Consider the following 13,347-nt stretch of genomic DNA (forward strand, 5'->3'; position numbering starts at 1 on the left):
GGATCGGACGATGATCCCGCCGGTTTAAAGCCGGATTTAAATTCGATGCTCCAGGATGCCTTGCATCGATGGAGATGGTGGAGACAGAAGCGATGCCGGCACTCGCCACCCTGGCCGCGGAATTCGACCGGCTGCCGACGCGCCGGTGGCGCGGGGAAATCCGCTCGGCCGCCGGCATGACGCTGGAGGTCGACGGGTTGCAGCGCGTGCTGTCGGTCGGCGACAAATGCCATGCGGAGACCGTCCGCGGCGGGCGCGTGCTGTGCGAGACCATCGGCTTCCGCAACGGCCGCTCGCTGCTGATGGCCTTCGACAGTCTCGACGGCGTGGCGGAGGGCTGCGCCGCGGTCACCGACGACACCGCCTTCACGCTCCGGCCCGGCCCCGGCTGGCTCGGCCGGGTGGTCAATGCGCTGGGCGAACCGATCGACGGCAAGGGTCCGCTGGCGAACGGCGAGCATCCGCGCAGCTTGCGCCAGCCGCCGCCGGCCGCCTGCGCCCGGCGCCGGGTGGGGGCACGGCTGGACAGCGGCATCCGGGTGATCGACAGCTTCGTGCCGCTCTGCCGCGGCCAGCGGCTGGGCGTGTTCGCCGGCTCCGGCGTCGGCAAATCGACGCTGTTGGCGATGGTCGCCCGCCATGCCGAGGCCGACGCCATCGTCATCGGCCTGATCGGCGAGCGCGGGCGCGAGGTACGCGAATTCATCCAGGACGATCTGGGACCAGAGGGGCTGGCGCGCTCCATCGTCATCGTCGCCACCTCCGACGAGCCGCCGCTGATGCGCCGGCAGGCGGCGCTGCTGACCATGACGGTGGCGGAGGAGATGCGCGATCAGGGCAAACATGTGCTGTGCCTGATGGACAGCGTCACCCGCTTCGCCATGGCCCAGCGCGAGATCGGGCTGGCCGCGGGCGAGCCGCCGACCGCCAAGAGCTATCCGCCCAGCGTCTTCGCCGAACTGCCCCGCCTGCTGGAACGCGCCGGCCCCGGCCCTGAAGAGGGCGGAGAGGGCGACATCACCGCCATCTTCACCGTTCTGGTCGATGGCGACGACCATGACGAACCGATTGCCGATGCGGTGCGCGGCATCCTCGACGGGCATCTGGTGCTGGACCGCAAGATCGCCGAGCAGGGGCGCTATCCCGCCGTCAACCTGCTGCGTAGCGTGTCGCGTAGCCTGCCCGGCTGCCATGACGCGCGCGAGAACCGCATCGTCGGCCGCGCCCGCGCGCTGGCCGCCAGCTATGACGGCATGAAGGAGATGATCCGGCTCGGCGCCTACAAGCGCGGCACCGATCCGGAGACCGACGCCGCCATCGACTTGCACCCGCGGCTGGAGGACTTCCTGCGCCAGGGCAAGGACGACCCCTCCCCCTCCGCCGGGAGTTTCGCCCGGCTGGAGTCGCTGCTCGCCGCCCTCGGAGACCACGCATGAGCGTCAACACCCCAGGCATCGACAGGAAACTGGCCGCCCAGGCCGTAAGCCCGCCGACCGCCCAGCGCAAGGCGCCCGCCGAACCGGAGGAGACGCTGGCCGACAAGATGAGCGTCGGCTTCGAGGACCTGCTCGACGTGGTCAACCCGCTCCAGCAGTTGCCGGTGGTGTCGTCGGTCTACCGCGAGGCGACGGGGGAGGGAATCTCGATCCCGGCGCGGCTGGCCGGCGGCTTCCTGTTCGGCGGGCTGCCCGGCCTGATCGGCAGCGCCGCCATGGTCGCCTTCGAGGAGGTCACCGGCGACAGCGTGCTGGGCCATATCGGCAGCCTGCTGGAAGACGAAACGGAGACCGCGACGGCGGAAGGGCCGCCGGCCGGAGGGCTGCCCTGGATGACCGGCGGCGGGGACGGCGGCGATCCGTCCCTGCCCTCCCCCCAATCGCTGGCGGAAGCGTTGCGCCGCAAATCCGCCCCGGCGACGGAAACGGCGGCAACAGCGGCGGCGACGACGGCAGGCGAACAGCCGGCACCGCAGCTGCTGGCGAAGCTGTACAGCCTGGAGGCGACGGCCAAGGCCGGCACGCCGGGGATGGTGCGCACGGCGTCGTGACCAACCCCGACTTGCGCGGCACCGCCGGGCGCGGTTCAATGATCCGGCACCGGGATGCGGGACGAGCGGGCGATGGACGGAAGCAACGGCATGGGCAAGGGACGGCGGCGGCTGTGGCTGCTGGTCGGCCATGGCGCGGTGGGGCTGGCCACCGCGGGAGCCTTCCTGCCGATCCTGCCCACCGTCCCCTTCCTGTTGGTCGCCGGCTGGGCCTATGCCCGCGGCAATCCCGAACTGCGCGAGCGGATGCGCAACGACCCGCGGTTCGGCCGCGCCATCCGCGAGTGGCAGGACCGCGGCGCCATTCCGGTGAAGGCGAAGATCATGGCGGTCGGCGGGATGTCGTCCAGCTTCGCCGTGCTGGTGCTGACGTCGCCCGGATACCCGGTGCTCGCCGGTACCGGGCTGGTCATGGCGGGGGCCGCGGCCTATGTGCTGTCCCGTCCGACTCCATAAAAAAAAGGGGGCCGCCGTTTCCGGTAGCCCCCTCTTCTTCGAAAACTGAGCCTCGCGGTCAGGCCGCGGCCCGCTCCTGCCCCGGATGGCCCAGACGGGCCAGCATCGCCGGTTCGATGGCCACATGCAGATGGGCGTGGCTGTCGTCGTCGCGGCGGCCGACCACCTCGCCATGGGCGTAGAGCCAGGCGAGCGTCGCCCCGTCGCCATGCTCGACATCCAGTTCCACCAGCTCGCGGCCGGCGGTCATCCGGTCGTCGAGGATGCGGAACAGCGTGTCCAGACGCTCCCCGGTCGCGGCGGATAGCGCACAGGCGTTGCCGTCCCGCCCGGCGCGGGCGAGCGCCGCGTCAAGCTCCGCCCCGGCCAGCAGGTCGATCTTGTTGGAGACCTCGACCACGCGCGGGTCGCGCTCCGGGTCGATGCCGAGGTCGGCCAGGATCGCCTCCACGTCGGCCTTCTGGGCTTCGGTGTCGGGGTGGGCGATGTCGCGGACATGCAGGATGATGTCGGCCGCCTGCACTTCCTCCAGCGTGGCGCGGAAGGCCGCGACCAGATGAGTCGGCAGGTCGGAGATGAAACCGACCGTATCGGACAGGATCACTTTGCGCCCCGACGGCAGGACCACCTGCCGCATGGTCGGATCCAGCGTCGCGAACAGCAGGTCCTTCGCGAACACGTCGGCGCCGGCCATCCGGTTGAACAGGGTGGACTTGCCGGCGTTGGTGTAGCCGACCAGCGCCACCACCGGGTAGGGCACCTTGGCGCGCGCCTTGCGGTGCAGCCCGCGGGTGCGGCGGACATTTTCCAGCTCCCGCTTGATCTTGACGATGCGGTCGCCGATCAGACGCCGGTCAAGCTCAAGCTGCGATTCACCGGGGCCGCCGAGGAAGCCGAAGCCGCCGCGCTGGCGTTCAAGGTGGGTCCAGGACCGCACCAGCCGCGACTTCTGGTAGCTCAGTGACGCCAGCTCGACCTGAAGCTGGCCTTCATGGGTGCGGGCGCGCGCCCCGAAGATTTCCAGGATCAGGCCGGTGCGGTCGATGACCTTGGCGCCGAAGGCCTTCTCAAGATTGCGCTGCTGCACCGGGGTCAGCGCATGGTCGACGATGACGAGGTCGATGGCCTCGCCCGCCTCATGCGCCTCTTCGATCAGCTTGGCATACTGCTCGATGGCGCCGCCGCCAAGCAGGGTGGCCGGGCGGGGCTGGCTGACCTTGACGGCAGCGGCCCGCACCACATCAAGCTCGATGGCCGCGGCAAGACCGACGGCTTCCTCCAGCGAGGCTTCGGGGCTGCGGTCGGTTTCGGTCCCGCGAAGGACCGGGTGAAGGACGAGGGCGCGGCCCAGAGTGGAACGGGGGGTTTGGGTGGCTTTCAAATCGGTGGTCTGATGGGTACCCATGGGGTTCCTTATGGCGGCCCGGCGCCGGATGCGCGGGGCGTGCGTCGAACGCCAATCCGTCGGGTCGGTTTTCCGATGGATCGGCCTCGGGAAGGCCGGCATTCGACGCTGCCGGCGTGCGCGCATCGCATCGCGGATGCAAAGCTCGGGAAATTCAGGAAAACAGGGTCCTCTCCGGCCCCACCGGCGGCGCTACGACACGGGGGAGGGTCGCGGCGGCCTGCGCGTCACGGAGCCGGAGAGGAGAGGGTCGGCAAAGCCACGGCGGGCCGCCAAACCGGGGAACTCAGATCAAGGGAAGTCACCGAAGTTGCTGCGCCGGCCGGAACGGAGGGCCACGTCACGCCGTGTCGCACTGTAAGAGCGTCGGCGTCGCCGACACTCGAATAGATGAGGGTTTCGACGCTTGAAACAAGGGCGCGGGGCCGATTTTTCCCGGGGGTACCATGCCCCCTCATCGGCCCATGCTGTTGCGCGAGGCCTGTTCGATGGTCTTGATGTGGGCCAGCCCCGGCAGGATTTCCGAGCGGATGAACTCCAGCCGGCGCACCGGGCCGCCGCCGCGGCCGAAGCGGTGCTTCCACAGGTTCATCTTCACCGCCAACCCGCACAGCACCCCGCCGATGGTCAGGTGATGGGTGACGATCAGGTCGCGGATGCTGCGGAAGCTCTCCGGGTTTATGTCGCGCCAGAAGTCGCGCGACCGGTTGTCGAAGCTCTCGAAGCGCCCGGTGATCGAGGTGGCGATGTCGGTCAGGTCGTGGCCGATCTCGTCCAGCATGCGGCTCTGCCGGGCGTCGCGGCGCACCTCGCTGACCTGATACAGCTCCGCCATCCAGCCGAGGAAGCCCTGCACGTCGGGCACGATGTCGTCCAGGCAGCGCTTGAAATAGGCGAGCGACAGGAAGATGTCGGCATAATCCTCAAGGAAGGCCGGGATCTCGCCCAGCGGAATGTCGAGCCGGTCGGCGGTCAGCTGCAGGCGGCGCCGCGCCTCCTCCACGTCGGGCTGGGCGAACAGGCGGACCAGATCGTCCATGCTGGCGATGTCCGCCCCCTGCACGCCATAGACATGCTCCACCAGCGGCCGGGTGAAGACGCGCATGTAGCTGGTCAGCTCGGCCCGCTTGGCGGCCGACAGGCGGAGTGCCGCCGCTTCCTCCACGTCGATGTTCAGGCGGCGCAGCTCCAGCCGCAGGCTGTAGACGTCGAAGCTGGCGGCCTCGCCGATCTGCACGATCTTGCGCAGGTCGCGGCGGAATTCCGGGCCGTCGATGCCGAAGCATTTCGACAGCTGGTCGATGCGGATCTGGCCGCTGCCGGTCTGGGCGTCGTTGAACAGCTCCGCCACTGTCTCCAGCCGGACATTCTTGATCAGCCGCGCCCGGCGCAGTCCCGGCGTTTCGAGCGGCAGGATCGACAGCGGCAGGATGTGCAGCGCGTCGCGCCCGTCATCCTCGTCATCCGCGGACGCTCCGCGCAGAGGCACGGCGGCGGCCCCGGTGGTGGCCGGCGGACGGATGCGGTCGCGGACCTTGCGGTCCTGTTGGGCCCCGGACCTGCGGTCCTGTAAGTCGCCGGACCTTTGGTCCGGTGGGGTGCCGGCTGGCGTCTGCACGGCTGGACTCCTCCCGCTCGGGCGAGCCCCGCGGCCCTGTCAGAAGCGCGGGAACCTCATCAGCGTCATGGTGATGGACGGATCGATGGAGATGATCGAGGCCCGCCCGCGGCGGGAAATCGGCCCGATGGACGGCATGGCGGCGGTCGCAGCGGCGCTGCCGTTCTGCATGTCGTACATCGCGGCGAAGCGGTCGAGGAACTTGGCGACCTTGTCCGGGCTCTTGAGGTCGGCGATGTCCATCCGCTTTTCCAAGAGCGCCTTCTGCTTGTCGACGTCCAGCAGCGCCGTCTGGTCGGGCAGCCCCAGCGTGGTGTAGACCACCTTGCGCAGGGCATTATCGGCCATGACCTGATACCAGTTGGTGATGTTCGCCGACCGCCGCTGGAAATAGAGGCCGAGCCGCACCGCCGGGTTCCTGTCCTCCGATTCGACCTCCAGCGTCACGGCGACATAGCGGTCGACGATGGCCTGGACGACGGCCGGCTGCTTCAGGTTGGCGCCGCCGTTCTCGGCGAAGCCGAGGATGGTCGCCATCTCGCGGAACTTGGTGTCGCTCATCCGGTTGGCGGTGGAATACTGGTCGCTCACCCCTTCCTCCAGAACCTTGCGGATCAGGCCGCGCGACTTGGCCTGACTGCCGAGGTCGAAGGCGTCGAGGACGAAGCGGTAAAGCTTGTCGTCCTTCATGAAGTCTTCGGTGCTGGCGATCTTGCCGATGTTGTCCTGGAAATAGGAGATGGCGCGCTGCACCGCCGGCCGGCTGCGCACCGCCTGTTCGTAGCGGTCGTGGTTCTTGCTGACCATCCGCAGATCGACGAGCGTCGTCATGCCTCGACCTCCCCATCCCGGCCGTCCTTGTCCTGCGGGAGGACCGGATCGTCGTCGGCCGCATCGGTTTCGGCGCCATAGCCGGCGGGGATGCGCATGATGACCTCCCCGGTCGCGGTGTCGAGCACCTCGGTGTAGAGACGCCTTGTGTCGGGATCGAGGTTGACGCGGTAGGGCCGGGCGGCGTGCTTCGCCTCCGCGTCGGATGCGTCCGCTTTCGCGGCAGCGGTCTTTTGGGCCCGCTCGGCCGCCTCCACCGGCTTGGCCGTCTCGGCCTGGGCGGCGCGCAGCCGGTCGGCCTGACGCTGGCGCGCTTCCGCGATGATGTCGGCGCTGCTGGTGGTGGCGCGGTCGCCGGACGGGCCGGTCACGCCGCTGACGGGGGTCGGCATGGCGTCATCCTCCCGCGTGATGGCCGATGCCGTCCGCCTGGAAGGAGGCCGCCGGGGCAGGGGGGGATACAGAAGGCGTCGCAGCGGGGGACGCGGCGGGCGGCGCCGCCAGCAGCGTGCCCTCATACTCCATCACCGGACGCAGGGCGGACAGCGCCTTGTAATAGTCGCGCTCGCCGATATGGCCCATGGCGCGGGCGATGCGGTCCTGGATGTCGGGGCGGGCGAAGGCGGTGTAGAGTTGCGCCATCATCGCCGCCACCGCTCCGCTGCCATTGGCGGCGACCTCGGGATCGAGCAGCATGCTCTGGATCAGGAAATAGGCGCGGCGCACCGGGGTCACCGCGTCCTCTTCCTGGAGGATGTCGCTGCCACGGATGATCTGGGCGAAGTTGGAGATCGTCAGGGTGTAGCGGCGGTTCTCGTTCTGCACGACGCAGCCGTTGATCACCACCCGCTCGCACGGCTTCAGGCGCAGCTTAAGTGCCATAGGACAGATCCTCCGTCGCCAGTTCCAGCGCGGGCTGCGCCGCAGAAACAGCCCCTTGCAGGCCCTGCATCACCGAGCGGTTGATGTGGAGCAGCAGGTCGATGCCGCCCTCGCCGCGCAGAACCCGCTGGGTGTTGCGGTTCACCGCGAAGGAGAGCGAGACCAGACCGGCGCGCAACGCCTCCGGCAGGGCGTTGCCGTCCTCCAGCAGGTCGGCGCGGAGCGTGTTCCACAGCTCCAGGTTCCGCCACAGCGCGTCCTTCAGCGCGGCGGAGCGCCAGTCAGCGTCGCGGTTGTTCTCCAGCGCCAGGGTGATCCGCAGGAACACCCGGTACTCGATCTTTCGCGGATCGTCGCACTCGGCGATGGTCTGGTGGTAGGCGGCGATGCTCATGGGCGCACCCCTGCGGTGGGGTCCTTGGCGGCGGGAAGCCGGACCGGTTGCGGTGGGTTTGATGGCGGACGCGGATGGCCGTCGGCGATGCCCGCTCCGTCCGGCGGCTGGCGTGATGAACGGGCATGGCCGGCGGGGCCGTCCCATTGTCCAGGGGTTCGGACAATGGGACGGCCCGTCAGGGGCTTAGCGGAACAGCGACAGGATGTTCTGCGGACCCTGGTTGGCGATGGACAGAGCCTGGATGGCGAGCTGCTGCTGGACCTGGAGGGCCTGCAGGCGGCTCGATTCCTCGTTCATGTCGGCGTCGACCAGGGCGCCGATGCCCTTGTTCATCGAGTCGGTCAGCTTCGACACGAAGTCGTTCTGCACCGACACGCGGTTCTCGATGGAACCGATAACCGCCGACTTGCCGATGGCGCTGTCGAGCAGCTTGTTAATGACCTCCAGCGACTTCTTCGAGTTGTTGACCACGTCGATCTGGGTCAGATCGGCGAGGCCGCCGAAGGCGTCGCTTTCCTTCGAGCCGACCCACAGGCCGGACACCTGGGCGGTGAAGTTGCCGTCGGTGTTCACGTCCTGGTCGGTGAAGGACAGGGTGTCGCCGGTGAAGGCGACCTGGAAGTCACCGCCGGCCGCCGTCAGGGCGGTGTTGACCGCCGTGGCGATGTTGCCCTGGGTGGTCGCCAGATCGGTGTCGTAGGTCTGGGCCGACAGGTCGACCGTCACGTCGGTCTTCGTGCCGTTCTCCTTGGTCACGGTCAGCGTCAGGCTGCCGAGGCCCAGGTTCTGGCCGTCGATGAAGGTGTCGCCGGGGGCGCCGAACTTGATGTCGACCTTGGCCTTGGTGGCGTTGGTCGAGTCGACCTGCTGCTCGATGGTGGCCTTGCCGACGATCGACTCCACGCGCATGTCCTGGCGCTGGAAATCGATGTAGCTCGGATCGACGGTGCCGTCGGCGCGGCTCAGCGAGGCGAGGATGGCGACGTTCTTGTCCTTGGCCGTGCCGTCGTTCGAATAGGTGACGCGCAGCAGGTTGTCGCCGTTGAAGGAGGCGTCGGCGGCGGCGCCCTTGATCAGCTTCACCAGCTGGTCGACGTCGTTCTGGATCAGCGACTTGTCGACGCCGTTGGTCTGGCCGGCGATGACGCGGGCCTTCAGCGTCTGAAGGTTTTCGACGATGTTCTTGGACGCCACCGACGCGGTGTTGGTGGTGCCGGACCCCAGCTCCAGCGATTCCTTGACCGCCTTGAAGCCGGCGACGTCGGCCTTCATGGTGGTGGCGATCGACCAGTAGGCGGCGTTGTCCTTGGCGTTGTTGACCTTCAGGCCGGTCGAGATGCGGTCCTGCGTGGTCTCCAGATCTCCGGTCACGCGGCGCAGGGTCTGCAGCGCGGTCATGGCGGAGGTGTTCGTCATAATCGAGGCCATGGGTATCTCCATTCGCGAGATGCATGGCGCCTTTCTGACGCCGGGGCCATTCACGCCGGCCTTCCCGATCTGTTGTGCGGGGGCGCGAGCGGCGAATTCGAGGATGACCGGGCCGGTTTAAGCCGGGGTAAAAAATCGGAAGCGTTCGGGGCGGACGGTGTTTTCGGTAGTCGGCTTTCGGAAGCGGAGGATCAGCGCCCGACGGCGCGGGCGGCGGCGCGGGAGACCACCGGCGGGATGAAGGGCACGCGGGCTCCGGCCAGCGCACCGGCGTTCGACCAGCGGTCCAGCATCAGCTGTCCACGGTCGGGGGCGACGTGGTCGGGCGGCGCCTCGAACTTGTAGCCGCGGCCATAGACCGTCTCGATGTAGCGGCCGCCGCCGGTCGCCGTGTCGATCTTCTTGCGCAGCTTGCAGATGTAGACGTCGATCACCTTGTCGAGCGGGTCTGAGCCGGACAGGCCGTAGACCTCCTCGTAGATGTGCTCCTTCGACACCACCCGGCGGTGGTTGAGGGCCAGCACCGACAGGATGGCGTGTTCGCGCTGGCTGAGGCGCAGGCGTTCGCCGTCCACCTCCGGATCGCGGCCGTCAAGGAAGACGGTCAGGCGGCCCACCGTCACCGCGTTGCTGGTCAGCCCGTAGGAGCGGCGGCGGATCGCCTCCAGCCGGGCGCGGATTTCGGTGCTGACGACCGGCTTGACCAGCACGTCGTCGGCACCGGCCCGCAGGATGCCGGCGGTGGTGTTGGCGCAGCGGCGCTCGATCAGGCAGATGATCGCGGCGGTGACGTTGCGGGCGCGCAGCATGGCGACGCAGGCTTCGGTATCGCCGACATCGCCGATGATGATCGCGTCATGGGTGATATCGACGGAGCCATGCCCGCCCACCAGATCGCGCAGTCCATTCAGGTCCAGGCGGTCATGGTTAACCTTGCACAGGGCGAGTTGCTTGCCGATGGCATCGGCGATCAGATCGGCTGGCTCAATCAGCAAAGCCTGCATTGGATTCTCCATTGTCGAGCAAGCGCAGATAAAGCATTGTTTTTTACGCAATTGCGCTGATGTCACATGCTTATCACAGCCCCAAAAGAACCTATCGAAAGGCAGTATGTCAACAGATTGGGTTACCCGGATAGACATAGGTGCGACCCTGGTTTTACGTGGTTTTAATGGTTCCGTTCTACTAAAGACTGGATAAATTTTTATTCATGTGGGGTTTTACTTGGAAATTCTATGCGAGTTTAGAGTGATCGCCACAAACAACCATTAATTCGCCCATCCCCTATGGTTAACGTTGGTGATGAAACAGAAAACCAGCGCTTACAAACATGAACGCTGGTTTAACCGTGATGTCCTAGGGTCCCCGGGCACCCGCGTTTGAGGAGGTTCCATGTCCGGAACGACGTTGTCCGTCCTTGCGGCGGCTGCAGCCGCTGCTTGCCTGCTTGCCCTGGGAGGCTGTGCGCAAGTGTCGCAGGCACCCGACAGCGATTACCGCCAAGCCCTTGAAAAAGCGCTGACCGCCGGCCGATGCGACGGCGATGCCGTGCGCGACCTGTGGTCGGCCTATGGGCGCTGGTACGGAGTCGCGTCCTCCATCGCCGGCCATCCGAAGACCGACGAGGCCGCAGCCCTGCTGCGCCAGGGCGACCAGTTCCGCATCCTGAACTGCCCGGAGGTGGCGCGCGCGTCCTACCAGACGCTGATCCGCCGTTTTCCGGAGGACGGCTTCGCCCCGATGCGCGAGGCGGCGCGGGCGTCGCTGCGGTCGCTGCCGGCCCCTCCCCCGGTTGCGGGCGGGCCGATCCCGGTCAGGCCACCGGCGGAGATTTGAGAACGGAGCGGACGGGCCGGCGGCGGGGCACCGCGGAGGTGCGGCAAGAGGCCTGGAAATAAGGCCCTGAAACGGCGAAGGCCGCCAACCCGTTCCGGTTGGCGGCCTTCAGAATGGTGGTCCCGACTGGGATTGAACCAGTGACCCCTACGATGTCAACGTAGTGCTCTCCCGCTGAGCTACGAGACCACGGGAACCCAAAACTGTCGCTCCAGTCATGGAGCGGGCGAAGGGATTCGAACCCTCGACCCCAACCTTGGCAAGGTTGTGCTCTACCCCTGAGCTACGCCCGCAAAGTGGCGCGAGTGACGGGACTTGAACCCGCGGCCTCCGGCGTGACAGGCCGGCGCTCTAACCAACTGAGCTACACCCGCGCTGAGGAGCGGCGCCTTTTACAAGGCTTCACCCCGACAGACAAGACCTAAACCTACCCAAACTCTTCAGAAGTGGTGGAGCCAATCGGGATCGAACCGATGACCTCTACAATGCCATTGTAGCGCTCTCCCAGCTGAGCTATGGCCCCACTATACTTCTGCACCTCTACACCAACACTTGAAGTGTTGGTGCGCTTGGAGGGACTCGAACCCCCACGGCCTTTCAGCCACTAGGACCTGAACCTAGCGCGTCTACCAATTCCGCCACAAGCGCTTTTCCCCGCACCGCGTTGGGCGCCGCGGGGAGCGCTTATGTAGCGGGATGGATCGCAGCCCGCAAGCAGAGAATTCACTCTCCGTGCATTTTTTTCTGACGCCCGTTGCGGCGGGCCAGAAGGGCCAGTCCGACCCCCACCGCCGCCGCTGCGGCTACCCCGGCGCCCACCACGGCGCCGATGCGCCATGCCGTCCGGTTCACGTCGCCGAACACCGTCGCCCCGCGCAGGATGGTGGTCGCCATCGGCTCCGGACGATCGGGGTCGAGCAGCCGCTCCTCCACCAGCCGGCGCTCCGTCTCGGTCAGCGGCTGCGGCTCCAGCGGGCGGAGCGAACGGCCGGCCGGGCGGATCAGCCGGTCCACCGTGGCGGTCAGCGACCCGGTCGCCTCCTCGGTGCGCTCCACCTCCTCGACGGAGACGCCGAGATGCTCCGCCATCAGGCGGGTGCGGACGGAGCGGATGGACCGGCAGACCTCCGGCCGTTCGCCCGGCGCGCACTCGATGGCGAGGTCGCATTCGGTGTCCAGCCCCTGGGACCGGTTGTTGATGTTGGACGACCCCACCCGCAGCAGCCGGTCGTCGACCACCAGCACCTTGGCATGGACGTAGATGCCCTCGCCGCCCTCGGTCACCGGCGCCAGGATGCGGAAGCGAGGGTGGGCGACGGCCTCGTTCAGGCGCTGGAGCAGCAGCGAGCGGGCGCTGCCCATCGACTCCTCCTCGATCCAGGCGGGCGTGCGTTCGGGATTGATCACCACCACCTCGGGCCCGTCCGGTTCCGACAGACGCTCGATGATGGCTCCGACGATCTTCTGCGAGGCGAAATACTGGCTTTCCAGATAAATGAAATCCCGCGCGGCGGCGATGGCGGCCAGATACAGCGCCTCGATCTCGCGCACGCCGCGCTTGCCGGTCTTCTGCGTCCCCTGATGGTCGGCCATCGGGTCGGTGCGGGCGATGGCGACGGGGAGGTCGCGGAAGTCGGGCTCCAGATCGTCGGGCCAGAAGGCTGGGACCGGCGGCGGCGGGGCCAGCATCTCGCCGGTCGCCCGGTGCCAGCGCTCCCTCGCCAACTCCCCCAACGCCCGCGCCGCGGCGCCGTCGACGGCGGTCGTCACGTCATGGAAGGGACCGTAGGGCTCGCCGTTCGGCCGCACCCGCCGGGGATCGCCGTCGCGGTGGTCGGGTGTGTCCCAGCGGTCGGTGGTCATGTCGATGCCGCCGCAGAAGGCCAGCGCATCGTCGATGATGGCGATCTTCTGGTGGTGGCAGGCGCCGGGCGGATGGGCGGAATCCAGTCGGAAGCGCAGGCGCCGGCTGCTGATCCAGTCGAGCAGGACCAACGGCGTCCCGCCGCGGAACGGCATCTTCAGGACCGCCAGATCCCATTTCAGCACATTGATGGTCAGTTCCGGCCGCACCCGGACGATCCAGGACAGGAAATCGCCCAGCTCGTTCGGCACGCCTGGCATCGGGTCGTCGAGTTCCAGCTTGATCCGGGTGTCGAAATCCCAGCCGATCAGCATCACCGTGTGGCGGGCATTCAGGATGGCCGCCTTGATCCGGGCAAAATAGGCAGCGGCGTCGATGATGACCGCAACGCGGTCCGCCTTCTCCATCCGCCAGCAGGTCCGGCCGGGCACCAGAATTGGGCCGTCCGCAGGCTGGGCGGCCTGAAAGGTGGGGCTTGGGCGGGCGGCGTCAGGCATCGCGGCCATGTCGACCATTCCTTCGGCGTCGTGAGCATCATCGCGGCAGCGACAGCGGAACCGCTGCCGTGCCTTCGATGAACCCC

The 13,347-nt window shown here is 67.7% G+C and carries 13 protein-coding genes and 5 tRNA genes; 4 read left to right on the forward strand and 14 right to left on the reverse strand.

What is annotated here, in order from left to right; translation table 11 throughout:
• Positions 1 to 92 precede the first annotated feature (92 nt).
• The 3 genes from fliI to ABNQ38_RS14030 all read left to right on the forward strand — a co-directional run bounded on the left by fliI (position 93) and on the right by ABNQ38_RS14030 (position 2,503).
• On the forward strand, positions 93 to 1,436 hold the full coding sequence (gene fliI, locus ABNQ38_RS14020) for a flagellar protein export ATPase FliI (protein ID WP_377807578.1): 1,344 nt from the start codon (positions 93 to 95) through the stop codon (positions 1,434 to 1,436).
• Entirely contained in the window at positions 1,433 to 2,047 is a 615-nt protein-coding gene (locus tag ABNQ38_RS14025; RefSeq protein WP_377807579.1) for a hypothetical protein, read from the forward strand. Before fliI ends, ABNQ38_RS14025 begins: the two co-directional genes overlap by 4 nt.
• Positions 2,048 to 2,119: 72 nt before the next feature.
• Complete coding sequence (locus ABNQ38_RS14030) at positions 2,120 to 2,503, forward strand: YbaN family protein (RefSeq protein WP_377807580.1); 384 nt, start codon at positions 2,120 to 2,122, stop codon at positions 2,501 to 2,503.
• 58 nt (positions 2,504 to 2,561) lie between these two features.
• Here ABNQ38_RS14030 and hflX read toward each other — a convergent pair whose 3' ends face one another.
• The 8 genes from hflX to ABNQ38_RS14070 all read right to left on the reverse strand — a co-directional run bounded on the left by hflX (position 2,562) and on the right by ABNQ38_RS14070 (position 10,068).
• Entirely contained in the window at positions 2,562 to 3,908 is a 1,347-nt protein-coding gene (gene hflX / locus ABNQ38_RS14035; protein WP_377807581.1) for a GTPase HflX, read from the reverse strand.
• A 454-nt stretch (positions 3,909 to 4,362) separates the two neighbouring features.
• The gene (locus ABNQ38_RS14040) at positions 4,363 to 5,526 is read right to left on the reverse strand and encodes a hypothetical protein (protein ID WP_377807582.1); all 1,164 of its coding nucleotides are present in this window, start codon (positions 5,524 to 5,526) and stop codon (positions 4,363 to 4,365) included.
• Between the two features lie 39 nt (positions 5,527 to 5,565).
• Positions 5,566 to 6,357, reverse strand: a complete 792-nt coding sequence (locus ABNQ38_RS14045; RefSeq protein WP_109049417.1) for a DUF1217 domain-containing protein — start codon at positions 6,355 to 6,357, stop codon at positions 5,566 to 5,568.
• A complete protein-coding gene (locus ABNQ38_RS14050) occupies positions 6,354 to 6,749 on the reverse strand; it encodes a hypothetical protein (RefSeq protein WP_377807583.1) in 396 nt (131 codons plus the stop codon). The genes ABNQ38_RS14045 and ABNQ38_RS14050 overlap by 4 nt, the downstream gene beginning before the upstream one ends.
• 4 nt (positions 6,750 to 6,753) lie before the next feature.
• Positions 6,754 to 7,239, reverse strand: a complete 486-nt coding sequence (locus tag ABNQ38_RS14055; RefSeq protein ID WP_377807584.1) for a flagellar biosynthesis repressor FlbT — start codon at positions 7,237 to 7,239, stop codon at positions 6,754 to 6,756.
• The gene (locus ABNQ38_RS14060) at positions 7,229 to 7,633 is read right to left on the reverse strand and encodes a flagellar biosynthesis regulator FlaF (protein WP_377807586.1); all 405 of its coding nucleotides are present in this window, start codon (positions 7,631 to 7,633) and stop codon (positions 7,229 to 7,231) included. Before ABNQ38_RS14060 ends, ABNQ38_RS14055 begins: the two co-directional genes overlap by 11 nt.
• A 186-nt stretch (positions 7,634 to 7,819) precedes the next feature.
• On the reverse strand, positions 7,820 to 9,064 hold the full coding sequence (locus ABNQ38_RS14065) for a flagellin (RefSeq protein ID WP_377807588.1): 1,245 nt from the start codon (positions 9,062 to 9,064) through the stop codon (positions 7,820 to 7,822).
• 191 nt (positions 9,065 to 9,255) lie between these two features.
• Positions 9,256 to 10,068 carry a response regulator transcription factor gene (locus ABNQ38_RS14070; RefSeq protein WP_109049412.1) on the reverse strand — a complete coding sequence of 271 codons (813 nt, stop codon included), beginning with the start codon at positions 10,066 to 10,068 and terminating at the stop codon, positions 9,256 to 9,258.
• Positions 10,069 to 10,534: 466 nt separating this feature from the next.
• Here ABNQ38_RS14070 and ABNQ38_RS14075 point away from each other — a divergent pair, with 466 nt between their 5' ends.
• The gene (locus ABNQ38_RS14075) at positions 10,535 to 10,900 is read left to right on the forward strand and encodes a hypothetical protein (protein WP_377807589.1); all 366 of its coding nucleotides are present in this window, start codon (positions 10,535 to 10,537) and stop codon (positions 10,898 to 10,900) included.
• A gap of 114 nt (positions 10,901 to 11,014) precedes the next feature.
• On the opposite strand, the gene ABNQ38_RS14080 is transcribed toward ABNQ38_RS14075, so the two are convergent.
• The 6 genes from ABNQ38_RS14080 to ABNQ38_RS14105 all read right to left on the reverse strand — a co-directional run bounded on the left by ABNQ38_RS14080 (position 11,015) and on the right by ABNQ38_RS14105 (position 13,270).
• A tRNA-Val gene (locus ABNQ38_RS14080) sits at positions 11,015 to 11,089 on the reverse strand.
• 29 nt (positions 11,090 to 11,118) lie between these two features.
• Positions 11,119 to 11,193 (reverse strand) — tRNA-Gly (locus ABNQ38_RS14085).
• A gap of 4 nt (positions 11,194 to 11,197) precedes the next feature.
• Positions 11,198 to 11,274, reverse strand: a tRNA-Asp gene (locus tag ABNQ38_RS14090).
• A 73-nt stretch (positions 11,275 to 11,347) separates the two neighbouring features.
• A tRNA-Ala gene (locus tag ABNQ38_RS14095) sits at positions 11,348 to 11,423 on the reverse strand.
• Positions 11,424 to 11,461: 38 nt separating this feature from the next.
• A tRNA-Leu gene (locus tag ABNQ38_RS14100) sits at positions 11,462 to 11,548 on the reverse strand.
• Between the two features lie 75 nt (positions 11,549 to 11,623).
• Positions 11,624 to 13,270, reverse strand: a complete 1,647-nt coding sequence (locus ABNQ38_RS14105; protein ID WP_377807590.1) for a phospholipase D-like domain-containing protein — start codon at positions 13,268 to 13,270, stop codon at positions 11,624 to 11,626.
• Between the last annotated feature and the right edge of the window lie 77 nt (positions 13,271 to 13,347).

Origin of the sequence: Azospirillum sp. A29, assembly GCF_042604625.1 — a bacterium.
Lineage (GTDB): Bacteria > Pseudomonadota > Alphaproteobacteria > Azospirillales > Azospirillaceae > Azospirillum > Azospirillum palustre.